Annotated in this window: 17 protein-coding genes; 9 read left to right on the forward strand and 8 right to left on the reverse strand. The window is 70.6% G+C overall.

Going from position 1 to position 22,669, the window contains the following annotated elements:
• The first annotated feature begins 196 nt into the window (after nt 1–196).
• Entirely contained in the window at nt 197–2,350 is a 2,154-nt protein-coding gene (locus H6726_26120; protein ID MCB9661152.1) for a hypothetical protein, read from the forward strand.
• A 13-nt stretch (nt 2,351–2,363) separates the two neighbouring features.
• On the opposite strand, the gene H6726_26125 is transcribed toward H6726_26120, so the two are convergent.
• On the reverse strand, nt 2,364–3,647 hold the full coding sequence (locus tag H6726_26125) for a protein phosphatase 2C domain-containing protein (GenBank protein ID MCB9661153.1): 1,284 nt from the start codon (nt 3,645–3,647) through the stop codon (nt 2,364–2,366).
• Nucleotides 3,648–3,710: 63 nt separating this feature from the next.
• Between H6726_26125 and H6726_26130 the strand changes: the two genes are divergently transcribed.
• On the forward strand, nt 3,711–4,523 hold the full coding sequence (locus H6726_26130) for an SDR family NAD(P)-dependent oxidoreductase (protein ID MCB9661154.1): 813 nt from the start codon (nt 3,711–3,713) through the stop codon (nt 4,521–4,523).
• Between the two features lie 125 nt (nt 4,524–4,648).
• Here the strand turns inward: H6726_26130 and H6726_26135 are convergent, their stop codons facing one another.
• Nucleotides 4,649–5,422 carry an SDR family oxidoreductase gene (locus tag H6726_26135; GenBank protein ID MCB9661155.1) on the reverse strand — a complete coding sequence of 258 codons (774 nt, stop codon included), beginning with the start codon at nt 5,420–5,422 and terminating at the stop codon, nt 4,649–4,651.
• A gap of 82 nt (nt 5,423–5,504) precedes the next feature.
• On the opposite strand from H6726_26135, the gene H6726_26140 reads away from it, so the two are divergent.
• The gene (locus tag H6726_26140) at nt 5,505–6,374 is read left to right on the forward strand and encodes an acyl-CoA thioesterase II (GenBank protein ID MCB9661156.1); all 870 of its coding nucleotides are present in this window, start codon (nt 5,505–5,507) and stop codon (nt 6,372–6,374) included.
• Between the two features lie 95 nt (nt 6,375–6,469).
• On the opposite strand, the gene H6726_26145 is transcribed toward H6726_26140, so the two are convergent.
• Entirely contained in the window at nt 6,470–6,946 is a 477-nt protein-coding gene (locus H6726_26145) for a glutathione peroxidase (protein ID MCB9661157.1), read from the reverse strand.
• Between the two features lie 210 nt (nt 6,947–7,156).
• On the opposite strand from H6726_26145, the gene H6726_26150 reads away from it, so the two are divergent.
• Complete coding sequence (locus H6726_26150) at nt 7,157–8,011, forward strand: hypothetical protein (GenBank protein MCB9661158.1); 855 nt, start codon at nt 7,157–7,159, stop codon at nt 8,009–8,011.
• Nucleotides 8,012–8,167: 156 nt separating this feature from the next.
• Here H6726_26150 and pgi read toward each other — a convergent pair whose 3' ends face one another.
• Nucleotides 8,168–9,832, reverse strand: a complete 1,665-nt coding sequence (pgi, locus tag H6726_26155) for a glucose-6-phosphate isomerase (protein MCB9661159.1) — start codon at nt 9,830–9,832, stop codon at nt 8,168–8,170.
• A gap of 52 nt (nt 9,833–9,884) precedes the next feature.
• On the reverse strand, nt 9,885–12,032 hold the full coding sequence (locus H6726_26160; protein ID MCB9661160.1) for a response regulator: 2,148 nt from the start codon (nt 12,030–12,032) through the stop codon (nt 9,885–9,887).
• A gap of 150 nt (nt 12,033–12,182) precedes the next feature.
• Here H6726_26160 and H6726_26165 point away from each other — a divergent pair, with 150 nt between their 5' ends.
• Genes H6726_26165 through H6726_26175 form a run of 3 tightly spaced genes read left to right on the forward strand, consistent with a single transcriptional unit; the run spans nt 12,183 to nt 16,074 of the window.
• Nucleotides 12,183–13,799, forward strand: a complete 1,617-nt coding sequence (locus H6726_26165) for a GMC family oxidoreductase N-terminal domain-containing protein (protein ID MCB9661161.1) — start codon at nt 12,183–12,185, stop codon at nt 13,797–13,799.
• Between the two features lie 4 nt (nt 13,800–13,803).
• Nucleotides 13,804–14,796, forward strand: a complete 993-nt coding sequence (locus tag H6726_26170) for an SDR family NAD(P)-dependent oxidoreductase (protein ID MCB9661162.1) — start codon at nt 13,804–13,806, stop codon at nt 14,794–14,796.
• Between the two features lie 9 nt (nt 14,797–14,805).
• Complete coding sequence (locus H6726_26175) at nt 14,806–16,074, forward strand: DUF1295 domain-containing protein (protein ID MCB9661163.1); 1,269 nt, start codon at nt 14,806–14,808, stop codon at nt 16,072–16,074.
• On the opposite strand, the gene H6726_26180 is transcribed toward H6726_26175, so the two are convergent.
• From H6726_26180 to H6726_26190, 3 genes are all read right to left on the reverse strand, one after another.
• Complete coding sequence (locus H6726_26180) at nt 16,068–17,762, reverse strand: hypothetical protein (protein MCB9661164.1); 1,695 nt, start codon at nt 17,760–17,762, stop codon at nt 16,068–16,070. The genes H6726_26175 and H6726_26180 overlap by 7 nt on opposite strands.
• 107 nt (nt 17,763–17,869) lie before the next feature.
• The gene (locus H6726_26185; GenBank protein MCB9661165.1) at nt 17,870–19,303 is read right to left on the reverse strand and encodes an MBOAT family protein; all 1,434 of its coding nucleotides are present in this window, start codon (nt 19,301–19,303) and stop codon (nt 17,870–17,872) included.
• A gap of 24 nt (nt 19,304–19,327) precedes the next feature.
• Nucleotides 19,328–20,170 carry a YhfC family intramembrane metalloprotease gene (locus H6726_26190; GenBank protein MCB9661166.1) on the reverse strand — a complete coding sequence of 281 codons (843 nt, stop codon included), beginning with the start codon at nt 20,168–20,170 and terminating at the stop codon, nt 19,328–19,330.
• A gap of 260 nt (nt 20,171–20,430) precedes the next feature.
• On the opposite strand from H6726_26190, the gene H6726_26195 reads away from it, so the two are divergent.
• Together H6726_26195 and H6726_26200 are read left to right on the forward strand one after the other, a co-directional pair.
• Nucleotides 20,431–20,913, forward strand: a complete 483-nt coding sequence (locus tag H6726_26195) for a peptidase S1 (protein ID MCB9661167.1) — start codon at nt 20,431–20,433, stop codon at nt 20,911–20,913.
• A 211-nt stretch (nt 20,914–21,124) separates the two neighbouring features.
• Nucleotides 21,125–22,570 (forward strand): hypothetical protein, encoded by a 1,446-nt coding sequence (locus H6726_26200; GenBank protein ID MCB9661168.1) that lies wholly within the window; start codon nt 21,125–21,127, stop codon nt 22,568–22,570.
• Nucleotides 22,571–22,669: the final 99 nt, after the last annotated feature.

The following is a 22,669-nucleotide window of genomic DNA, read 5'->3' on the forward strand; positions in this document are numbered from 1 at the left end:
GACGTCGAGGGATTCGGCCTGACGCGGCCCGCAGCCGTCGTGTAGGGTGACAGGGCGCGCCGCGCGCGCGCTCTCCGCCAGAGAGCGGCGAGCGCGTGGTGCGGCCTGGTCCCCCCCGTGAGAGACGAGGTCCGATGATGCCCCCCCCTCCCCCGCTCGCCCCGCCGCGACCGACACGTCGGTCGGCGTCGCAGCCGTGGCGCTCGCTGCGCTGTACGCGTGTGTCACGCCCTCGGCCGCCCAGGCGCAAGCGCCCCAGGGTCCCGCCACGCTCGCCGCCGGCATGCACTTCACGTGCGCCGTGCACGAAGGACACGCTGTGTGCTGGGGGAGCAACGAAGAAGGCCAGCTGGGTGACGGTGGCACCACGTCCCGAGCCGCCCCGACGCCCGTGCCGGGCGTCGCGGATGTGGTCGAGGTCGCGGCGGGGGCATCCCACGCGTGTGCGCGCACCTCGGGAGGCGACGTGTTCTGCTGGGGTGACAACTCCCACGGTCAAGTCGCTGGTCCCACCGCCGCAAGGAGCGTGCGCAGCGCCACCCGAGTCCAAGGCGTCAGCGGCGCCACGCGCCTCAGCGTGGGGGGGTACCACAGCTGCGCGCTCGTGGCCCGCGGGGTGGCCCGCTGCTGGGGCAGCAACGGCAGCGGGCAGAGCGGCGGTCGAGAGGACACCGCTCCCACCGACATCGCCGGGGTCCGGGGCGCGACGGGTCTGTGGTCGGGCCTCTACCACTCCTGTGTCATCGCACCGAGCGGCGTCGCATGTTGGGGTGACGGGAGCTCTGGGCAGCTCGGCACGGGCAATCACAACAACGCGGCGCGCGCACGCGCTGTGCGTGGCCTGCCGCGCGGGGTCACGGGCCTCGCCCTCGGCCGCCAACACACCTGCGCGCTCACCGCGAGCGGGGCCTACTGCTGGGGCTACGAGCCGTTCGCCGTTGCAGGTGAGCGAGACCCCGCCCGCGCCCGCCCGCAACACGTCACGACGCTCGACGGCAGCGTGTCGCTCTTCGCAGGTGGCAACACGACGTGCGCCCTCGACGCGACTGGCGTCGCGCGCTGTCGCGGCGACAACCTCTCGGGCGAGGCGGGCAACGCGAGCCGCGACCCGGTCGACCGACCCGCGCGAATCGAAGGCTCGAGCCCGAGCGTCGAGCTCGCGGTCGGGGCGATGCACGTGTGCGCGCGTGGCCGCGACGGTGGCGTCGCGTGCTGGGGTGACGACTCCGCGCACCAGTGTGGGCGACGCACACCTACGTTCGCCGCCACCCCTGTGGAGGTCGTGCTCCCTCCGGGCGCCGCGCCCGTCCGCAGCCTCTCGGTGGAGGGTGGCCAGAGCTGCATCTCGACCTCCGCGGGAGCGATCTACTGCTGGGGCATCGACCGTGCGGGCGTTCAGGTGGGCGCCCACCGCGACGTGTTCGGTGTGCGCGAACACCCGACGCCGGTCGACGGAGTTGCTGGAGCGATGCGCGTCGTGACGGGCGGCATCGACACGTGCGCGCTGGGGGGTCACGGACTGGTCGCGTGCTGGGGTGCCAACCTCGGTCGTAGCGCCAACGGCGACCCGGGCGTCCGCAACCCGCGCGCGCTCGCCCTCCCGACCACCCGCCAGCTGGCCGTCGCCGGGGGGACGGCGTGTGGTGTGGACGACGAGGGCCAGGTGCGCTGCGTCGGCATCAACGTCGATGGGGTGCGCGGGGACGGGACCGAGAGCTTCTCGGCGAGGCCGAGCGCCGTGAGCCTTGGCTTCCCTGCGGTGAGCGTCAGCGGCGGTGGATACACCATGTGCGCGATGGGCGCCGAAGGACAACTGGGCTGCTGGGGACGAGGCGCCGGCGGGCAGCGAGGCGACGGGCAGAGCGCATCGGGACCGACGCCGTCGCGCGTGGTCGGTCCGCCTGCGTGGACCAGCGTGGCCGTGGGGCGGGAGCACGGCTGCGCTGCGCTGCCCAACGGGCAGGTATACTGCTGGGGCCGCGGCAACGAGGGGCAGCTCGGCAACGGAGCTCGCGCGTCGTACGCAGCGCCCGTCGCGGTGCAGACGCTGGGGAGCGCCACGCAGGTGAGCGTGGGCGGCCAGCACTCGTGCGCACGGACGCGGGAGGGAGGGGTCATGTGTTGGGGCCTCGGGTCGCTGGGACAGCTGGGCGATGGAACGACCGAGTCTCGCCAAGCGCCAGTGGTGGTGACGGGCCTCACCGACGTGACGGAGGTCCACTGCGGGGACACACACAGCTGCGCGCTCACCGCAACGGGCCGCGTTCTGTGCTGGGGCGACGCGCGGGATGGACAGCTCGGCAACGGGGTGAGCCACTACGCCCGCAGCCCGTCCCTGGTGACGTTCTGACTTCGCGAGGGGCTCAGCTGCGAGATACGAAGGGCGAGGGCATGTGGCCCCCCATCGGGACGGTGCGTCGGCTGTCCTCGCGGCCTACGATGAACGGCAGCGCGTCGTCCAAGCGCTGACTCAGCGCCTGGGCGATGCGCCAGAGAAACTTGGCGCCGATGTTTGCGTCGTGCTGCACCAACTGGAAGAAAGCGGCGCGCTCCAAGCACAGCACGCGCGTAGAACGCACGGCGACGACGGCAGCGTTCGCGCGCGAGTTGTTCAGCAGGGACATCTCCCCGAAATGCGCCCCGGTGCGCAGCTCGGCCACGGTCTTGCCGTCCTTCCGTACGGCGACGGTGCCCTCCGCGATGATGAAGAGGCGACACCGCTCGTCGTTCTCGTCGAGGATGACCATCTCCGGGTCGTAGACGGCGCTCTTGAGCGCGCTGCTGATGCGCGCGAGCTCGGGCAGGTCCATGTCCGAGAAGAGCATCAACTGGCGGAGGGCGTGAAAGTCCTGCGAGATCTCCGTCATGCGGCCCGTGACGTGCGCGGGGGCCGACTTGGGGGGCTCCACGCGGAGGACCACGGCGGTGATGTTGTCCTCGCCGCCACGCTCGTTGGCCATCCCCACCAGCTGCTCGACCACGCGGTCCGTCGCGTCCTCGCGCAGGATCTTCACCAACTCGAGATCGTCCGGGAAGTAGCCGTGCAGTCCGTCGCTGCACAGGAGCAGGCGGTCCTGGGGCAGCAGGTCGAACACGAGCGTGTCCACCAGCACGTTCTCGTGAGGGCCCACGGCACGCGTGACGATGTTGCCGTAGCCGCTCGCGATGGCCTCCTCGCGCGTCATGATGCCGTGCCGGACGGCCTCGGCCACGTAGGTGTGGTCCTGGCTGACGTGATGCAGCTGACCGGCGCGGGACAGGTACAAGCGGCTGTCCCCGACGTGACCCATGATGGCCTTGGCGCCGACCACCAACAGCGCGGTACACGTCGTGCCCATGCCGCGGTTGCCCTCCTCCACGCTGCGCCGATACACCGCAGCGGAGGCGGCCTCGATGGCGTGTCGCAGGAGCCCGCTGAGGGCATCGCATTGCTGCTGCGACGGGTCTTCGACGAGCATCTGCGCTTGGGCGCGCACGGCCGCGATGACGGTCTCTGCAGCCAATCGGCTCGCGACCTCGCCCGCGGCGTGGCCGCCCATCCCGTCACAGACCACGTAGAGCCCGAGCTCGGGCGCAGCGAGCCACGTGTCCTCGTTCATCTCACGGACGCGGCCGACGTCCGACAACCCTGACGCGATGAGTCTCACCCAGCGACGATAGCGGAGTCCGGCGAGGCACGGAACGGCAAAAATGTGGCATAGCACGGCGTGATGAAGGGCGCGCGCGAGCAGATGGTGGCGAAGTACGGACCGTACGCGGTCGTCTTGGGCGGCACGGACGGCATCGGGGCCGGGTTCAGCTGGACCCTGGCCCGCGAGGGCATCGCCCCTGTGGTGGTGGCGCGAGACGCCGACCGCCCGGCCGAGGTGGCGAGGGCCATCGCGCAGGACACGGGGGTGGACGCACGCGCCGTGGCCGTGGACCTGGGGCAAGAGGACGCCATCGCGCGGGTGCTCGCCGAGGTGTCCGACCTGGACGTCGGGCTCGTGGTGTACGTGGCGGCGGTCTCGTTGGTGGGCGCCTTCGAGACGCACGCAGCCGCAGACAAGGCGCGGGCGCTGGCGGTGAACTGCCGTGGACCGCTCGCGACGTGCGACGCGTTCCTCCCGCGGCTCCGTGCGCGTGGACGAGGCGGGCTCATTCTCATGTCGTCGGCCTCCGGACACCAGGGAACGGGCTGGGTCGCGACGTACGCGGCCACCAAGGCCTTCAACACCGTGCTGGCGGAGGGCCTCTGGTGGGAGTACCGCCCCCACGGCGTCGACGTGCTCGCGGTGGAAGCTGGTCGCACCGAGACGCCGACCTACCGCGGCCAGGGGCCGCGCGACACCGCCACGTGGGTGGCCCCCATCCAGACCCCGGAGGAGGTCGCGGAGGAGGCGCTCGCCGCCCTGGGGCACGTCCCCTCGCACCTGACGGGCCGGCGCGGGAGGTGGTCCACGCGCCTCATGCGCACGCTGCTGCCGCGACGCGCGCTGGTCTCGCTGTACGGGCAGAGCACCCGGGCCATGTTCGAGCGCTGAAGCGCGGGCGGCCAGCCAACGCGGCCCACAGCCCCGGCAGACCGACGGGGGAGGCGCTGGACGCGAGCGGACTCGGGCATCGGCCGGTGCACCGACGCGGCCTCGCAGCCATGCCTCGCCGCGCGCTACTTCATCATCCGCGCGGTGATGCGCGTGAGCAGCCAGCGCGGCGTGAGGAGCCCGCCCCAGTACATGAGCCGGTTCAGCAAACCATGGATGGACAGCACGCGGCCACGCCGCATCGCCACGTACCCATGGCGCGCCACGCTGTCGGCGGTCGCCACCGCGCCCTTGAAGAGCAGCGTGTCCCCCGCCCCCGCCACGGCGGCGAAGCCCGTGTGTGTGGCACCGGGGCAGTGGGCCGTGACGGTGACCCCCGTCCCCCGTAGCTCGTGCGCGATGCCCTCGCTGAACGACACGACGTAGGCCTTGGTCGCGAAGTACACGCTCATCCCCGGGCCGGCTTGGAAGGCCGCGGTGGACGCGATGTTCAGCACCTGCCCGAAGCCACGCGCGACCATCCCCGGCACGAAGAGGTGCGTCAGCGCCGTGAGCGACGTCACGTTGACCTCCACCATCTCGAGCTCGGATGACAGCTCGCTCTCTCGGAACGCCCCCACGTAGCCGAGGCCGGCGTTGTTGACCAGGATGTCCACCGTCACGCCATCCCGCACGAGCGCGTCGAACAGAGCGCTCGGGGCACCAGGCCGCGACAGGTCGGCGGGGTACACGAGCGCGCGTACACCGCGCTGCTCGAGCTCGGCTGCGACGGCGCGCAGCTTGTCCTCGCTGCGAGCGACCAGGACGACGTCGCAGCCGTCGTTGGCGAGGAGCTTGGCGTACTCGACGCCGAGGCCGGAGCTGGCTCCCGTGACGAGGGCGGTGCGCTTGGTGGGCATGCGGGGTCTCTTGGGTCGGGGGTTGGGCCGAGGGTGGCGTCGAGGGGCTCGCGGGGCACACTCTGGGACACCCGGAGCCCTCATGCACGCCATCGACACCCTCCTCGCGCGCCTCGACCTCGACCGCCTCGACCGCGACCTGTACCGCGGCCACACCCCGAACGACGGGCGGCAGCGCGTGTTCGGAGGGCTCGTCGCCGCGCAGAGCCTGATCGCCGCCTACCGGACCGTGGACGAGACCGACAAGTTCGCCCACTCGCTGCACGGGTACTTCCTGCGCCCGGGCAACCCGCGCGGGCCGATCCTGTTCGACGTGGACCGCATCCGCGACGGCAAGTCCTTCGCCACGCGCCGCGTCGTCGCGCGCCAGGAGGGCGAGGCCATCTTCAACATGGCCGTATCGTTCCACGTGAACGAGGGCGGGCTCTCGCACCAGGAGCGCATGCCGGACACGGTGCCCCCCGATGCCCTCCCCAACAACGCCGAGCGCCTGGCCGAGTACGCCGAGCGCACGCAGAACCCCGTCTTCCCGTTTCTGTTGCGCCTCGAGAGGCCCATCGAGCACCGCGATCCGGAGCCCATCGACCTGGTGGACCCGAAGCCCCACCGCGGCCTCAAGCGCCTGTGGTTCCGCGGCGCCGGCAGCATCCCCGACGACCAGTCGCTGCACCAGGCCGTCGTCACCTACGCCAGCGACATGGGGCTGCTGGACAACTGCATCCAGCACCACGGGCACACTTGGCTGGACCCGAACCTCATGATCGCCAGCCTGGACCACGCCCTGTGGTTCCACCGGCCGCTGCGCGCCGACGACTGGCTGCTCTACAGCATGAAGAGCCCGAACGCCGAGGGCGGCCGCGGCTTCAACACGGGGCGCATGTACGCCGCCGACGGGACGCTCGTGGCCAGCGTCGCCCAGGAGAGCCTCATGCGCGTGCGGCGTAGCCGCTGAGCGGTCGGCGTCCCGCGCACCGGCTGACCGGTCGGCTCACGGCCCACCAGCTGAGCGGTCGGCGTAGCCGCTGAACGGCCGGCGGCGGCGCAGGCTCAGAGCAGGCGCTCGATGTCGCGCTCGAGGTCGGCGGGCGGCGTGCGGCTCCCGTAGCGCGCGACCACCTTGCCGCTGCGGTCCACGAGGAACTTGGTGAAGTTCCACTTGATGGCCTCGGTGCCCAGCACCCCGGGGGCAGCGCGCTTCAGCTCGCGGAACAGCCCGTGGGCGTCTGCGCCGTTCACGTTGATCTTGGCGTGCATGGGGAACGACACGCCGTAGTTCTTCTGACAGAAGGCCCCAATCTGCTCGGCGCCGCCCGGCTCCTGCGCGCCGAACTGATTGCAGGGGAAGCCCAGCACGCGCAGCCCGCGCTCGCCGTACTTCTTGTGCAGCGCCTCGAGGCCCTCGTACTGCGGCGTGAACCCACACTTGCTGGCGGTGTTGACGATCAGCAGGACATCGCCTTCGTACTTGCGGAGCGACGTGGGTTCTCCGCTCAGGGTCTCAACGTCGTGGTCGTAGATGCTCACGGGATCCTCCAGGGGCGGGCGGTGACGCGATGGCGTGTGCCACGACGTCTCTAGGAGAGAGCGCGGGGCCCCGCAAGGTGCGCTTCCCCCACGCCACCGCGCGGCCACGTTTCGTCGCCCAGCTCACTGAATCGGGGTATGGTGAGGCTGGAATCGCTGTACACCCCTGTTCAGGGAGGGCCACGGGCGCCCACCTCCGGAGGAACACCCATGAAACGAACCCACGCACTCCCGCTGCTGACCGTGGCCCTGCTCACCCTGGCCGGACGCGCCGAGGCTCAGGTCTACGCCCCTGCCGAGGAAGCGCCACCGACCTCGGCCAGCGCCATGCCCACCCAGCGCACCCAGCGCGAGCTGGTGCTCCCGGAGGGCTACGTCCGCGGCGACCTGGCCCTGTCGTTCGGAGACCAGAACGGCAACGCGCCCAACGGGGAGTTCTTCGCGCACGACCTCGGCGGCGGCATCTCCCTCGTCGAGAACCTCGAGTTCGGGATCAGCCTGAACCGCGAGTGGTTCTGGCCGCGCGTTGGCGGCGGTGTGCTGCCCCTCTTCTGGGATGGCGACCACGTGCACTTCATCGCGCTGCCCATCTACGCGCGCTACCAGTTCCTCACCACCGAGCATGTCGCCATCGCGGCCGACGTCGAGATGTACATCCGCACGCACGAACACGGCCCCAAGCGCCACGCGTTCCGCGCGTCGCTCCCGGTGCGCTTGCGCTTCGGGGGCTTCATGTTCGACACCGGCGTGACGTTCGAGGTGCAAGCCAACGACGCGCAAGCGAACCTGTTCCTGCCCGCGCTGTTCACGTTCAACCCCACCGAGGCGCTGCACTTCCGCCTCTCCACCGGCTTCGGCGTGCTCGACATGGACGGCGACCAGATGTTCATGCCGCTCTTCTTCGGTGGGGGGTACTCGCTCACCGTCGCGGACATCCTGGCCGACATCAACCTGGAGTTCGGCTTCCCCAACTTGGTCCACAGCGCCCCCGGCGGCGGCGACCATGGGTCGCCGGACACCTGGATGGTGAAGCTCTCGCTCGCGGCCTACATCGACGTGCTGTAACGCTGCGGCGCACGGTCACGCGGGCGTGCGCGTCCTCGCGGCGCGCCCACGCCCCCGCGCGTCCTCGTGGCGTGGGGGCCCGCGCATCAGCATGGCGCGCACGGGGCCTGCGCATCATCATGGCGCGCAGGGGGGCCTGCGCGACGCGGCGCACCATCAGCGTTGCCGCAGCTGCTGGTAGCGGGCGATGAGCGCCGCCGTCGACGCGTCGTGCGCACCCTGCGCCGCTCCCTCGAGCTCTGGCAAGATGGCTTTGGCGAGCTGCTTCCCCAGCTCGACCCCCATCTGGTCGTAGCTGTTCACGTCCCAGACCACACCCTGCACGAAGATCTTGTGCTCGTAGAGCGCGATGAGGCGGCCGAGGGTGCGCGGGTCCAGCGTGGGGTACATGAACGTGGACGTGGGTCGGCTCCCAGGGAAGACCTTGTGTGGCGCGAGGCGCGAGGCCTCGTCGGCGGTCATCCCCGACGCCAGCAGCTCCACCTCGGCCTCCTCCAGCGTGCGCCCGCGCATCAACGCTTCCGTCTGGGCCAGGCAGTTGGCCACCAGCTTGTCGTGGTGCTGCCCGAGCGGGTAGTGGCTGCGCGCGGCGACCAAGAAGTCCGCTGGGACGACGCGCGTGCCCTGATGCAGCAGCTGATAGAAGGCGTGCTGTCCGTTCGTGCCCGGCTCCCCCCACACCACGGGGCCGGTGTCGTAGCCCTGGACGTCCTCTCCGGAGCGGCGCACCCGCTTGCCATTGCTCTCCATGTCGGCTTGCTGGAGGTACGCCGGGAAGCGGTGCAGGTGCTGGTCGTAGGGCAGCACCGCGTGCGTGGCGGCCCCACGGAACGTGTGGTGGAACACGCCCAGCAGCGCCATCAGCACGGGGATGTTCTCGCCCAGGGGCGCGTCGCGGAAGTGCGCGTCCACGTCGGCCGCCCCCGCCAACAGCGCCTCGAAGTGGTCCATCCCGAGCACGCACGCGAGGGAGGTGCCGATGGCGCTCCACAGCGAGTAGCGTCCCCCCACCCAGTCCCAGAACTCGAGCATGTTCTCCGGGTCGATGCCGAAGTCCGTCACGCCACGCGCGTTCGTCGAGAGCGCGACGAAGTGCTTGGCCACCACCTCCTGCCCCGCGCCGAGCTCGCGCAACAACCACGCGCGCGCGCTGTGGGCGTTGGTGAGCGTCTCGTCGGTGGTGAAAGTCTTGGACGCGACCAGGAACAGCGTCGAGCGCGCCGTCACCCGCGAGAGCGTGTGGGCGAGGTCAGCGCCGTCGATGTTGCTCACGAAGTGGGCCCGCAGGCCCTGACGCCAGTAGGGACGCAGCGCCTCGCTGACCATCACGGGGCCGAGGTCGGAGCCCCCGATGCCGATGTTCACGATGTCCGTGATCGGATCGCCGTGGTGCCCACGCAGCTCGCCTCGCCCGAGCCTCTCGCTCAGCGCCCGCATCTTGCCCAGCTGCGCCTGCACCAACGGATGGACCGCCTCCCCGTCCACCACCAGCCCCTCGTCGCGCCCGGCGCGCAACGCCGTGTGCAGCACCGCACGCCGCTCCGTCACGTTGATGGCGTCACCGCGCAACATGGCCGCGCGCGCCTCCGGTACGCCACGCTCACGAGCCAGGTCCATGAGCAGGTCCAGCGTCTCTTGGGTCACCGCGTGCTTCGAGTAGTCGAACAGCAGCCCGTCCAGCTCGACGTGCATGCGCGCGAAGCGCTCTGGGTCCGCCTCGAACAGGGCGCGTGCGTGCGGGGCCTCGGCGCGCGCGTGGGTCTCGAGGGCGCGCCACGCGCTGGACTGGGATGGAGACGGTGACGTCATGGGCGGAAGCATGCCGCAACCGGCGCGCCCGAGGTCCAAGAACCGCGCATCGCCTCAGCCGCCGTCACGCCCCGTTCGCGCAGTGCTTGATCAGCGCCCGCCGCAGCGCGTCCACCGAGATGGGCTTGCTCAGGTAGTCATCCATGCCCTCGGCCAGCGCGAGCTCGTCGTCGCCCGGCATCGCGTTGGCGGTCACCGCGATGATCGGCGTCGTGTCCCCTCCAGCGCGCAGGCGCCGCGTCGCCTCGAAGCCATCCATTACGGGCATCTGACAGTCCATCAAGATGGCGGCATAGCGGCCCCGCGCGACCATCCCGAGCGCCTCCTGACCGTTGGCGGCCACGTCCGCCTCGACGCCCAGGCTGGTGAGCATCATTCGGACCACCTGCTGGTTGACGAGGTTGTCCTCCACCACCAACACTCGCCCCCGGAGCGCTGTGGCGGGCGTCGGCTTCGAGGACGCTCCGGTGCTTCGGCGAGCGCCCTGCGTCGCAGCCTCGAGCGCGGCTTCGAGCGCGCGCCGCCGGGGCGGCTTGGTGACCCAGCGCGCGGCCTCGCGACCCCAGTCTGGCATGCGCGCGAGGGCACCCGCCACGGGCGCCAGGACCACCACCGGCGGCCGACGCGCAGGAGCCCGCGTCAGCAGCCGCTCCGTGAAGCCACCGGGGGCCTCGGCGTCGGCGAGGACGACGTCCGTCTCGCCGGTAGCGAGGGACGCGTCCGCCCGCTCGAGCGTCGTCGCGAGGGTCGCCAGGCACCCCCAGCGGCCGAGCACGCCCAGCAGCGCCCGCCCGAACGCCGCGTCGCGCACGACGACCAGCACCCGCACGCCGAGCAGCATGGTCTCGAGCGTCACGCGATCGTCGTGCGCCGCGACGCGCATCGACGCCCAGAACGTGCTCCCCTCGCCCAGCTTCGAGCGCACCCCGCTGTCTCCGCCCAGCGCCTGGCTCAGGCGCCGCACGATGGCGAGCCCGAGCCCCGTGCCTCCGTAGGTGCGCGTAGTGGTGCTGTCCGCCTGCACGAACGGCTCGAACAGGTGTGCCTGCTGCTCCTCCGACACGCCGATGCCCGTGTCCGTGACCTCGAAGCGGACGCAGTAGTCGTCGGGGCCGAGCTCCTCGGCGCGGATGTCGAGGCGCACGCTGCCCTCGGCCGTGAACTTGATGGCGTTCGAGAGCAGGTTGAGCAGCACCTGCCGGATACGGCCCGCGTCGGACACCACCACGCTGGGCACCGCTGGATCCACGTCCACGATCAGCTCGAGCCCCTTGGCGTGGGCGCTCTCCGCGACGAGGCTGGCCACGTCCTCCACGGCGTCGCGCAGGTGGAACTCCGCGCGCTCGATCACCAGCTTGCCCGCGTCCACCTTGGAGAAGTCGAGCACGTCCTGGATGACGGTCAGCAGCGCGTCACCGCTGCGGCGCGCGGTCTCCGCGTACTCGCGCTGGAGCGGCGTGAGCTCCGTGTCCAAGAGCAGGCTCGTCATGCCGAGCACCCCGTTGAGAGGCGTACGGATCTCGTGGCTGATGGTCGCCAAGAAATCGCTGCGTGACTGCGCCGCCCGCTTGGCCGTGAGCTCCGCGGCCGTGCGCACCTCGATCTCGCGGCGCAGCGACTCGTTCGTCTCGAGCAGCGCGCTCTCCGCATAGTGCTGCCCGCGCAGGAAGCTCGTCATGACGGTCAGCGCCGCCACCAACGCGCCCACCAGGGTCAGCGCCTCGGCGTACGGCCGCTGATCGAGCGGCACCAGGTTGTCCAGCTGCACGCCCGCAAAGTCGAGGGCCCAGAACGCGACCACGGCCAGGCCGCTGAGTACCCCCCACAGCACCCCTTGCCTGAGCCCCAGCGAGGAGCCCGCGATGAGCGGCGCCACGACGAACCACGCAAACTGCGGGTTCCGAAAGCCCCCCGTGACGAAGGCCTGCCCAACGAGCACCACCATCAGCGCGCCAGTCACCGCGTGCCCCGCATAGGCCACCCGCCCGGTCTTGGCGGTGAGCAGGTAGCCGCCCCCCGCCATCAGCAGTCCGAGCGTCAGGGCTCCCGCCTGGAAGGGCAGACCGAGCATCAGCGAGTGCACCAAGAAGAACACCGCGATGGCGCCCAGCCCGAGGATCGATCCCGTGATGGAGCGCAAGCGGTGCAGCTCCAGGCCCGTGAGCTCGGCCGGATCGAAGCCCGCAAGGAGGTAGCGCTCCAGCAAACGCATGAGGCATCGTTGTACGCACGTCACATCGCGGACGTCCACTCACAACGGACGCGCTCGCCCCCGAGCGGGGGTCGACTTGTCGGGCCCGCGATTCGTGATATGGTTATTTCACGATTTGAAACCGCCATTCCACGTGGCACCAGGAGTCCCATGAGCGAGACCTTTGACTACGTCGTCGTCGGTGGCGGTTCGTCCGGCTGCATCGTCGCGGCCCAGCTGGCGCGCGATCCGCGCGTGCGCGTGCTGCTCCTCGAGTGCGGCCCCGGTGCCGACGAGAACCCGGAGACCCTCGACGCGGACGGCTACAAGCACGCGTTCGCGAACGACGCGGTCATCTGGGACCGCTTCAGCGTGCCCCAGCCCAACGCGGGCAAGCAGCGGCTGTTCCTGGGCACGGGCCGCGGCATGGGTGGCAGCGGCGCGGTCAACGGCATGGTCTACACGCGCGGCGCCCGTGAGGACTGGGACGAGTGGCCCGAGGGCTTCCGCTGGAACGACGTGGTGGGCGAGTTCGAGGAGCTCGAGCGCACGCTGCGGCCGCACCGACGCAGCGGCACGAACTTCACCGAGACCTGCATCCGCAGCGCGCAGGCCTGTGGGTTCCGACGCAGCGAGGACCTCAACGACGGCGACCTGAGTGACGCCATCGGGCACGAGTGGATGAGCTACGAGGGGCAGGCGCGGCGCAGCAGCTACGTGGCCTTCATCCGCGACGCGGAGGCGCGGCCCAACCTGGTCATCGAGACCCACGCGCGCGCGCACCGCATCATGATCGACGACGGCCCGCGCGTGTCCGGCGTGCGCTACGAGCAGGGGGGCAACCTCAAGAGCGTGAACGTGCGGCGCGAGGTGGTCATGTGCGCGGGCTCCCTCGAGACGCCCAAGCTGCTGATGCTGTCCGGCATTGGCCCGGCCTCACGGCTGAACGCCGTCGGCATCACGCCCATCGTGGACGTGCCCGAGATTGGCCAGAACCTGCAAGACCACCCGAACGTCTCCCTGTTCTACAAGAGCAAGGCCGAGGTGGACGCGTACTATCCGCAGCTCTACAGCTTCTGCCGCGCCAACCCGGCGACCGACCTGCCCCCGAAGCAGAGCGACACGTGCCTGGTCTACTGGCCCGCACCCTCCGCCATGAAGCAGGCAGCCAAGCGCATGCTGCCGGGCAAGGTGCTGCCACCGAGCCTGTTCGACACGCGCGCCAAGCGCTGGCTCCGTGGGGCCGTGGACGCTGCGCTCAGCACGAACGCGGCCGAGGACTTCATCAAGCACATGTACGGCATCGTGGTGATCCTCGGGAAGCCCAAGAGCCGCGGGCAGCTGTGGCTGGCCAGCAACGACCCACGCGCCCAGGCCGCCATCGACCCGGCCTACTTCACGCACCCGGAGGACATGCAGACGATGCTCGCGGGCGTGCGCCTCGCGCAGCGGGTGGCCAAGGCCGAGCCGCTCGCCGAGTTCGGCAACAGCCCCCTCATGCCGGGCAAGCGCGCCACCAGCGACGAGGCGCTGCAGACGTTCATCGAGAAGAACGTGATGACCACCTTCCACTTCGCCGGGACGTGTCGCATGGGCACGGACGCGCACGCCCCCGTGGATCTGCGCCTGCGCTTGCGGGGGGTGCGGGGCCTGCGCATCGCCGACGCGTCGGTCACCCCCTCCACGCCCGTGTCCGCCATGAACGCCCCCAGCATGCTGATCGGCCTGCGCGCGGCGCGTGAGATCGTTCGGGACTATGCAGACACGGCGACTCATGTCACCACGTGACCCCATGAAGGTACTGGTCACTGGCGGGACGGGTCTGGCGGGCTCGCACACCATCCGAGAGCTGTTGCAGGCGGGCCACAGCGTGCGCGCCCTCGTGCGCAGCGAGTCCAAGCTTGCGCGCGTCTTCCCGGACGCACCGACCGGGCTCAGCTCCGTCGTCGGCGACATCGCGGACGAAGCCTCCGTCCGCGCTGCGCTCGACGGGTGCGACGGACTGGTGCACGCGGCGGCCATCGTGAGCATCGACAACGCGTCCACCGAGGCGCTGATCGAAGCCAACGTGGGCGGCGTGAAGAAGGTGCTGGGCGCTGCGCTCGACGCGGGGCTGCGGCACATCGTGCACGTCTCCAGCTTGAGCGCGCTGTTCCATGTGGAGCCCAGCGGTCAGGCTGCGCCCATCACGCCCGACACGGAGCCGCACGAGTCGGAGCACGCCTACGGGCTCAGCAAGGCCATGGCGGAGCGCTGGGTGCGCGAGCAGCAGGCCGCGGGCGCGCCCATCTGGACCACCTACCCGAGCGCCGTCCTGGCTCCGGACGACCCGGGCATGACCGAGTCCACCAACGCGCTGCGCATCTTCGCGGGGCGCTTCGTGCCGCTCACCCCGGGGGGCTTTCAGTTCGTGGACGCACGCGATCTGGCCATCGCCCATCGTCTGCTGCTGGAGGACGGCCCGAGCGTGAAGCGGCACCTGGTCCCGGGGCACTACCTCCCCTGGCGCGACCTGCACCGCGGGCTGCGCGCCGCCGGTGCGCGCTCCATCGCCATGCCGCTGCCGGGCGGGCTCCTACGGGCCACTGGCGTGGTGCTCGACGGCGTGCGCAAGGCGGTCCCCGTGCCCTTCCCCATCACCCGCGAGGCCATGCAGTACGCCACCCGCTGGACGGCGGTGGACTCCTCCCCCGAGCTGGCCGCGCTTGGGCTCGACTACAGACCCGCAGCCGAGACGCTCGGCGACACCACCGCCTGGCTGCGATCCGCGGGCCACATCCGATAGCGAGGCAGCATGAGCAGCGGCAGCGAGAAGAAGCTCGAGTTCGGCGGCATCCCGGGCAACCTGGCCATGATCTTCGGCCTGCCGGTGTTCACCGCGTACCTCTACTTCGCGGTGCGCTTCAACGACGGGCAGCTGCTCCCCGGGCCGCGCGCCGACGTGGACGGCTTCCTACGGAGCTTGGTCCCCACGTGGAGCGCCGCCGCGTTCTACCTGAGCTGGTTCGCCGCGCAGGCGGCGCTGCAGCAGTGGGCCCCGGGCAAGCGCGTGCAGGGCACGGAGCTCCCCGGGGGCGGCACGCTCCCGTACAAGATGAACGGCCTCGCCTCGATGGTGATCACCTTCGCCAGCGTGGCCGCGCTGCACGTCACGGGGGTGTACCCGCTCTCGCGCCTGCACGACGAGTTCGGCGCCATCCTCAGCGTGATGACCATCTTCTGCTACGCGTTCAGCGCGTTCCTGTACGTGTACGGACAGAAGCACGGTCAGGCGGGGCGGCTCAGCGGGCGCTTCATCCACGACTTCTGGATGGGCACCGGGCACAACCCGCGCGTCCCGCCCGGTCCCGACGGCCTGGACCTCAAGTTCTTCTGCGAGGCGCGTCCGGGGCTCTTGCTGTGGGTCGTGCTCAACGCGTCCTTCGCGGTCGTGCAGTACGAGCGCTACGGCTTCGTCAGCACCAGCATGATCCTGGTGGGTGCGTTCCAGCTGCTCTACATCGTCGACTACTTCGTGAACGAGCCGGCCATCCTCACCACGATGGACATCAAGCACGAGAACTTCGGGTTCATGCTGTGCTTCGGTGACCTGGCGTGGGTGCCCATGACCTACTCGCTGCAGGCGCACTATCTGATCGACCGCGTGCACGACCTGCCCCTTTGGGCCGCGGGCGTCATCGTCGGCATCAACGTGCTGGGGCTCTACATCTTCCGCGCCGTGAACCTCCAGAAGCACCACTTCCGCAGCGACCCCGAGAACGCGGTCATCTGGGGCAAGAAGGCCGAGTACATGCCCACCGCCCAGGGCGGCAAGCTGCTGGTGAGCGGCTTCTGGGGCTGGTCACGCCACTTCAACTACGTGGGCGACATCCTGATGGCGCTCAGCTGGTCGCTGCCGTGCCTGTTCGGCTCCGTGCTGCCGTACTTCTACCCCATCTACTTCGCCATTCTGCTCATCCACCGCGAGCGCCGCGACCACCACTTCTGCAGCGAGAAGTACGGCGAGGACTGGACGCGCTACTGCGAGCGCGTCCCCTACCGCATCGTCCCGGGGCTCTACTGAGCGGCGGGCGGCGTGGCAGGCGGCGCATCGGTGGCTGACGGCGCACCGGCCGCGGGCGGCGCACCGGCCGCGAGCGGCGCATCGGCGGCTGATGGCGCACCCGCTGCGGGCGGCGCGTCGGCGGGGCGCGAGGCGAGGTAGTCGGCGAAGCCCGCGAGCAGCGCCTTGTAGTACAAGTCCGCGATCACGCGGTAGCCCTCCGGCGTGGCGTGGCGATAGTCGGTGAAGGCCAGCGACGGCCGCGCACGTGACCAGCGCTGCATGGCCCCCGAGCCGCCCATCGCCTCCCAGGTGTCGTAGAAGGCACAGCCCAGGTCGAACGCCGCGCGCCGCTGCGCCGCCACGATGCGCGGCACCATCGGCATGGTGCGGATGTTGCCCCGCTCGTCGCGCTCGGCCTGGTCGAGGGGCGCGAAGATCAAGCAGCCGAGGTCGTCACGCCCGCCGCGCACGTGCTGGATGACCTCCTTGAAGCTCTCGTAGTAGCGGTCCTCGGTGGTGCTGTCGCTCGAGTCGTTGCCGCCAAAGCCCAGCACCAAGAGGTTGGTGCCCCGCGCGGCCAGCTGCGCGTGCAGGTGCGCCGCGTCGAAGTTGAGCATGCGGCTCGCCCGCGCCCCCACCAGGCCGAGAGAGTCGTACACCACCCCCGGTCCCTCACGCTCCATCACCACGCCGTAGAGCGACACACGGCCGCCGCCGACGTAGCGCACCTCCATCTGGTGCGGGCCATCGGGCACGGAGATGGTGTGCTCGGCGTCGACCGGACCGCTCACGCCCACCGCCTCTTCGTCGGCCGTCAGACCCGTGGAGACTACCACCGGCTCGCCGTCGTCCACCGTGAGTCGCACGTCGCCGCCGCCCCGCTGGCGCTGGAACAGCAGCTGGAAGCGGCTCAGGCTGCGGCCCGTCTCGGGCTCGTCTTCTTCGTGCGTTCCGAAGCGGGCGACGCCACCCGCGCGGGCCTGGATCTGCACGCCGCCGAAGCCGTAGTAGCCGTTGTCGATGGCGGCCCGCGTGACCTCCTTGATGCTCCAGCCCTCGTTGGCCGAGTGGAACACGTCCTGGTGGCGGTAGGGCATGAAGCCCTTGGAGATCAAGATGAAGCCGTGCCCTCCGTCGCCGAAGCGCCGCTGGAGACGGTGCCGCACCGTGTGCGTGAGGTGGTCCGTCGCGATGGTGCTGTCACCGTAGTGCGCCGCCCGCGCGAGCGCCCCCGGCTCACCCAACGCCGCGCGACGCAGCGCCTCGTAGAACGGGCGCATGCCGCGGCCTGTCGGGTCCTCGATGTGGATGCGGATGCCCTCGTACTCGCTCGGGTCGATGCGCACGCGGCGCTCGCCGCGTTCATCCTGCTCCACGGGTGGCGGCGGCGGCTGGCGCGCTTGGCCTTCCCGGTCTTCGGCCAGGGCGGCCGCGACCTCGGCGCCCAGCACCTCTTCCGTCTGGGCCGACGAGGAAGCCGCGTGATAGCCACCGCCCGCACCTGCGGACGCCGGCACGGCATCGAAGCGCTCGCTCATGTGCGTGAGAGGGACACGCTCTCCGGGGACCCACGGTCGGAAACGTGCCAGCGAGGGCACCAGGTAGGACGACGCCGCCATGGCCAGGATGACCCCCGTCGCCGCCCCGAGGTGCCGCAGGGCCTGCTTGCGCTCCCTGGCGAGAGCGCCTTCCGCAGGGCCAGTCACCCCCTCCGCCCCGTCCGTCACAGCTGCTGCGGAAGCCGCCTGGCTCGCGCCGCCGGCGGGAGGGATCGAGGGGCGCCGAGGCCGCTTACTAGTGCGTCGTGGGGTCATCAGAACTGGAAGTAGATGTAGGGGGCGGCCTCCCCGACGGCCACCTGGGACAGGATGGCACCCACCCCGCCGAGCGCGAGCCCCTGCACCGGCGCGGGCAGCCCGAGGAACGCGCGCTCCACCGACTTGAACCAGGCGCGCGGCGTGAAGTGGAGCGCGAAGGTCACCCCCAGCATCGCCCACAGCGCCGTGGTGATCTGCGCGGTGGAGGAGGTGCCGGAGAACAGGCGGTCGGTGATGGCGCGGGCGTTGTCCATGCTGCTGGCGCGGAAGAGGATGCGGGAGAACACCACGAACTGGAGCGCCCAGAACACCTTGAACGCGCGCATGGGCAGCGCGTCTTCCGCGCCGTCGCCGTCACCCTGCCCGCCGAAGCGCCTCCGCGCGAAGCGGTGGATGACCATGACCGTGGCCTGGAGGAAGCCATAGAGGACGAACGTCCACGACGCGCCGTGCCACATGCCGATCAGCATCATCGTGAGCCACAGGTTCCAGTAAGCGCGCACCGGACCCGCGCGCGAGCCACCGAGCGGGAAGTAGAGGTAGTCCCGCAGCCAGCGGCTGAGTGTCATGTGCCAGCGGCGCCAGAACTCGGCCGGGTTGGTGGCCTGGTAGGGGCGGTCGAAGTTCTCGGGCAGGTCGTAGCCCATCAGCAGCGCCGAGCCGCGCGCCATGTCCGTGTAGCCCGAGAAGTCGCAGTAGATCTGCATCGTGAACGCGTAGAGCGCGACCACCACCTCGGTGCCAGTGTACAGCTCCGGCTGCGCGAACACGCGGTCCACCAGGTTCGCCGACAGGTAGTCTGCGACGGCGACCTTCTTGACGAGCCCCGTCCCCAACAAGAACAGCCCGCGGCTGACCTGCTCGCGGCGCAGGCTGGGCTCTCCGTCGAGCTGCGGGAGAAACTCGGACGCGCGCACGATCGGACCGGCCACCAGCTGCGGGAAGAACGTCACGTACGACGCGAACTCGAGCAGGCTGCGCTTGGGCGCGAGCGTGCGTCGATACACGTCGATGGAGTAGCTCATCGTCTGGAACGTGTAGAACGAGATGCCAACGGGCAGCGCCCAGCGCAGCAGGAAGGGCGTGTGGGGCTCACCGGTCAGTGACGCGTAGAAGCTGGTGAGCGCGCCGCTCCAGAAGTCGAAATACTTGAAGAGCGCGAGCAGCCCGAGGTTGGACACCAGGCTGACCAGCAGCAGCCCGCGGCGGGCGCGCTCGTTGTCGGTGCGTCCCAGCTGCAGCCCCACCAGGTAGTCGACCAGCGTGCTGCCGAGGATGAGGAAAATGTAGCGGGGGTTGGCCGCCATGTAGAACAGGCAGCTGGCGACCACGACGAACGCGAGGCGCGCGACACGGTGCCGCGCGAGCAGCCAGAAACCGAGCACCGCGAGGGCGAGAAAGAGAAAGTAGTCGAGGCTGTTGAACAGCATTGGCGGGCCTCGTCACGCGCCGCCTCAGGCGGCGGGCGCTCCCGCATCGCCGGCAAGGGAGGGAGCAGGGTGCTCGAGGGCTCCGTCCTGCTGCGCCATCGTGCGGCCGAGAGCGGTCATGCCGAACGCGAGCGGCAGGCCCGTCGCCACCACGCCGAACGCAGCCCAGTCACCGAGCCCGCTCGACGGGTCTGACGCCCACGCGTTCGCCACTTCGTACGCGGCATCCGTGAGAACCGCGAGCAGCAACCACCCAGGCGCGCGGCGGCGCACGCCGACCATCACCACGCACGTGCAGCCCACCTGGAACGCGAGCCGCACGAGCGCCTCCGCCGCGGCGAGGATCGCGCCGAGCGGCGACGAGTCCCACCACGCGACCACGCGCAGGCCCACCTTGATGGCGGCCCTCCCCGAGAGCCCTGCCGCGGTGAGCGAGTCCAGCGTCTCCCCACGAAACACCAGCGCCAGCACCAACATGATGAGCACGACCGCGCCCATCAGGATGCCCTCCATGGCCCCCGCGCCGGCCCCCACGAGCAACGCTGCCCGCTGTGAGCGATAGCCAGGCGTGTAGCGCGACAACACGAACCAGCGGAGCGGCTCGAGGGTGAGGCCCGTGAACACGCCGATCAGGATGAAGCTGACGCGACGTGCACCTTCGCGCGTGGGCACGGGGACGAGCTGCTCGGCCTGCAGCGATGCGAGGAGGTTGGAGGCGCCCATCTGCGCCACCTCGGCGAATACGAAGGCGAGCATCCCTGCGCCGAACAGCGCCCACGGCAGCGGCTCTCGGCGGACGAGCCGCGCGAGGGCGGCTCCCGAGAGCAGCATGACCAGGATCTCGAAGACGTGGGCTGCGACCAACACGGGGCCGGATCTAGCACGACCCACACCCGGGGCGAGACGCGGGACGAAAAGGCTTGTTCGAGGCCCCCCAACTAAAGTACCCCCGTCAGGGAATCGTACTCGTAGGGCGGCGTAAGAATATTTCGAAGCGGCGTGAATAGCCGCACACCCCCGCCGTCTAGGCCCTGCTCGCAACGGCAACGCGCGAGCCAGGCACAACCCGCAAGCTCCCAGCTCATCGGATATTGGAGGACTCAGTGACTCGACTCAGCAAGCTACACATGGTTCTCGGCCTCGCGGCCGGGCTTCTCGTCGTCGGCTCCCACGCGCAGACCATCGCGCAGGGCAGCCTCAACATCGGCGGGAGCACCGCGAACTTCGGTGTGCACCGCCTGAACGGCGGCTTCATGCCCGACCCCATGACGGTCAACGTCGTGTCCGGCGGTAGCCTCAGCGTCCGCAACATGAACCTCGGCGCAGGCTGCACGGGCTTTGCCACGGCCAACCCCGACGTCATCGTGCAGTACAGCAACGCCGCGAGCTTCCTGCGCTTCTTCGTGCGGGCCAGCGGCGACACCGCGCTCGTCGTCAACGACGCGTCGGGCCGTTGGCACTGCAACGACGACGCCGTGGGCACCAACCCCATGGTCTCCATCGAGAACCCCCCCAGCGGCCAGTACGACGTGTGGATCAGCAGCTACACGGCCGGCCAGAACCTGCGCGGCACCCTCAGCGTGACCGAGCTCCGCAACCAGACCCCCTGAACTCCGGCGGGCGCTGCCCGTCCCCTCCTCACCGAGGGTTGTTCTTCCAGCAGGCGGCCCTCGGGTCGCCTGTTGGCGTTTCGGGCTGGCCCGCGCCGCCGCCCTCGCGAGCAGGCCTGCTCCGGCCGACCCCATCGACGTTTCGGACTGCGTCGACTGGGCGGCGCGTTTCGTCGGAGCGCCGCGGAAAGTTGACGAGAGGCCCTCGACCATGAACAACGAAGGTGTGCCAGGTCCGCTCCGCTCCCCCCTCGCCGTGTTCGTGACGCCCCTCGCGGTGGCCTTCCTATGGGCCTGCGTGTACGACTCGGCCGTGGGACAGCCCGTCCCGGCGACCGACTCGTCGGGGGCCGAGGCCACGGTGGACGAGAGCGAGACAGGCACGGTGGACACCAGCGGCGAGTCGTCGGACCCCGCCGAGGCCCCGGCCAGCGGAGAGTCCAGCGCGGACATCCGCGCCGCGAACGGTGAAGTCCTGCGCACCGGCCCCCGCGTCCGGCACCCCCGCCCGGAGGACCAGCCCCTCGGCGTGGACATCGCCATCGAGGATCGCGACGGGCACTCCATGGACGCCCTGCACGCCGCCCTCCGGCGCGCCGAACGCGGGGAGGGCCAGGCCCGGCTGGTGTTCTACGGGGCCTCGCACGTGGCGAGCGATCTGTTCACGGGCGTCGTGCGGTCACGGCTGCAGGCCCGCTTCGGCGACGCGGGGCACGGCTTCGTGCTGCCCGTCGCGCCATGGCGCAGCTACCGTCACCAGGGCGTGCGCATCCGCGGCGATGCCGAGCGCTGGGAGTCCACCAAGGTGCGCGGCGACACGCGTGACGTCGAGAGCTTCGGCCTGCACGGCGTCTTCGTCGAGACCTCCACACGCAACGCGTGGGCCGAGGCCAGCACCACCAGCCGCGGTGAGCTGGGGCGCGCAGCCTCGGTGTTCGAGCTCTTCTACTACAAGCAGCCCCGCGGAGGCGATCTGCAGGTCTACCTCGATGGCCGGCCCGTCGAGCGGATCCGCACGCGCGCGACCGAGACCGGCGCGGGCTACGCTCGCTACGAGGTGCCGGACGGCCCGCACTCCCTGCGCGTGCGCGCGAACGGCAATGGCAACGTCCGCCTGTTCGGCCTGGCTGTGGAGCGCGAGCGCCCGGGTGTCATCGTGGACACTCTCGGCATCAACGGCGCGCGCGCGCGCTACCACCTGATGTGGGAAGACCAGCTCTACCGGGAGCACCTGCGGCGCCGCAATCCGGACCTGGTGGTGCTGGCCTACGGCACCAACGAGAGCGGGGATGACCAGCCCATCGCGGCCTACGAGTCCCAGCTGCGCGAAGTGGTCGGTCGCGTGCGCGAGACGGTGCCCAACGCGTCGTGCCTGCTCATCGGCCCCTCGGACCGGCCCACCGAGCTGGAGGACGGCTCCTACGAGGACCGCCCCCGTACCGCGCAGCTGATCCAGGCGCAGCACCGCGTGGCGGTCGAGATGGGCTGCGGCTTCTTCGACCTGGTGGCGTTCATGGGTGGCCCGCTCAGCATGGTGACCTGGTCGGCCGCGACACCTGCCTACGGCGCCCCCGACCACGTCCACTTCACCCGCGCGGGCTACGAGCGCCTGGGCAACGTCCTGCACGACGCGATGATGGAGGGGTTCGAGCGCTGAGGCGCGACCGGCAACCCACCAGACGGGGGAGTTGCCGGTGGGGGTCGTCGCACGGGCCGGCCCCACCCTACGCGAACCACCGCAAGGATGTGGGCGGGC

It is taken from the genome of Sandaracinaceae bacterium, from assembly GCA_020633055.1.
In the GTDB taxonomy this organism is placed as follows: domain Bacteria; phylum Myxococcota_A; class Polyangia; order Polyangiales; family Houyiibacteriaceae; genus JADJJE01.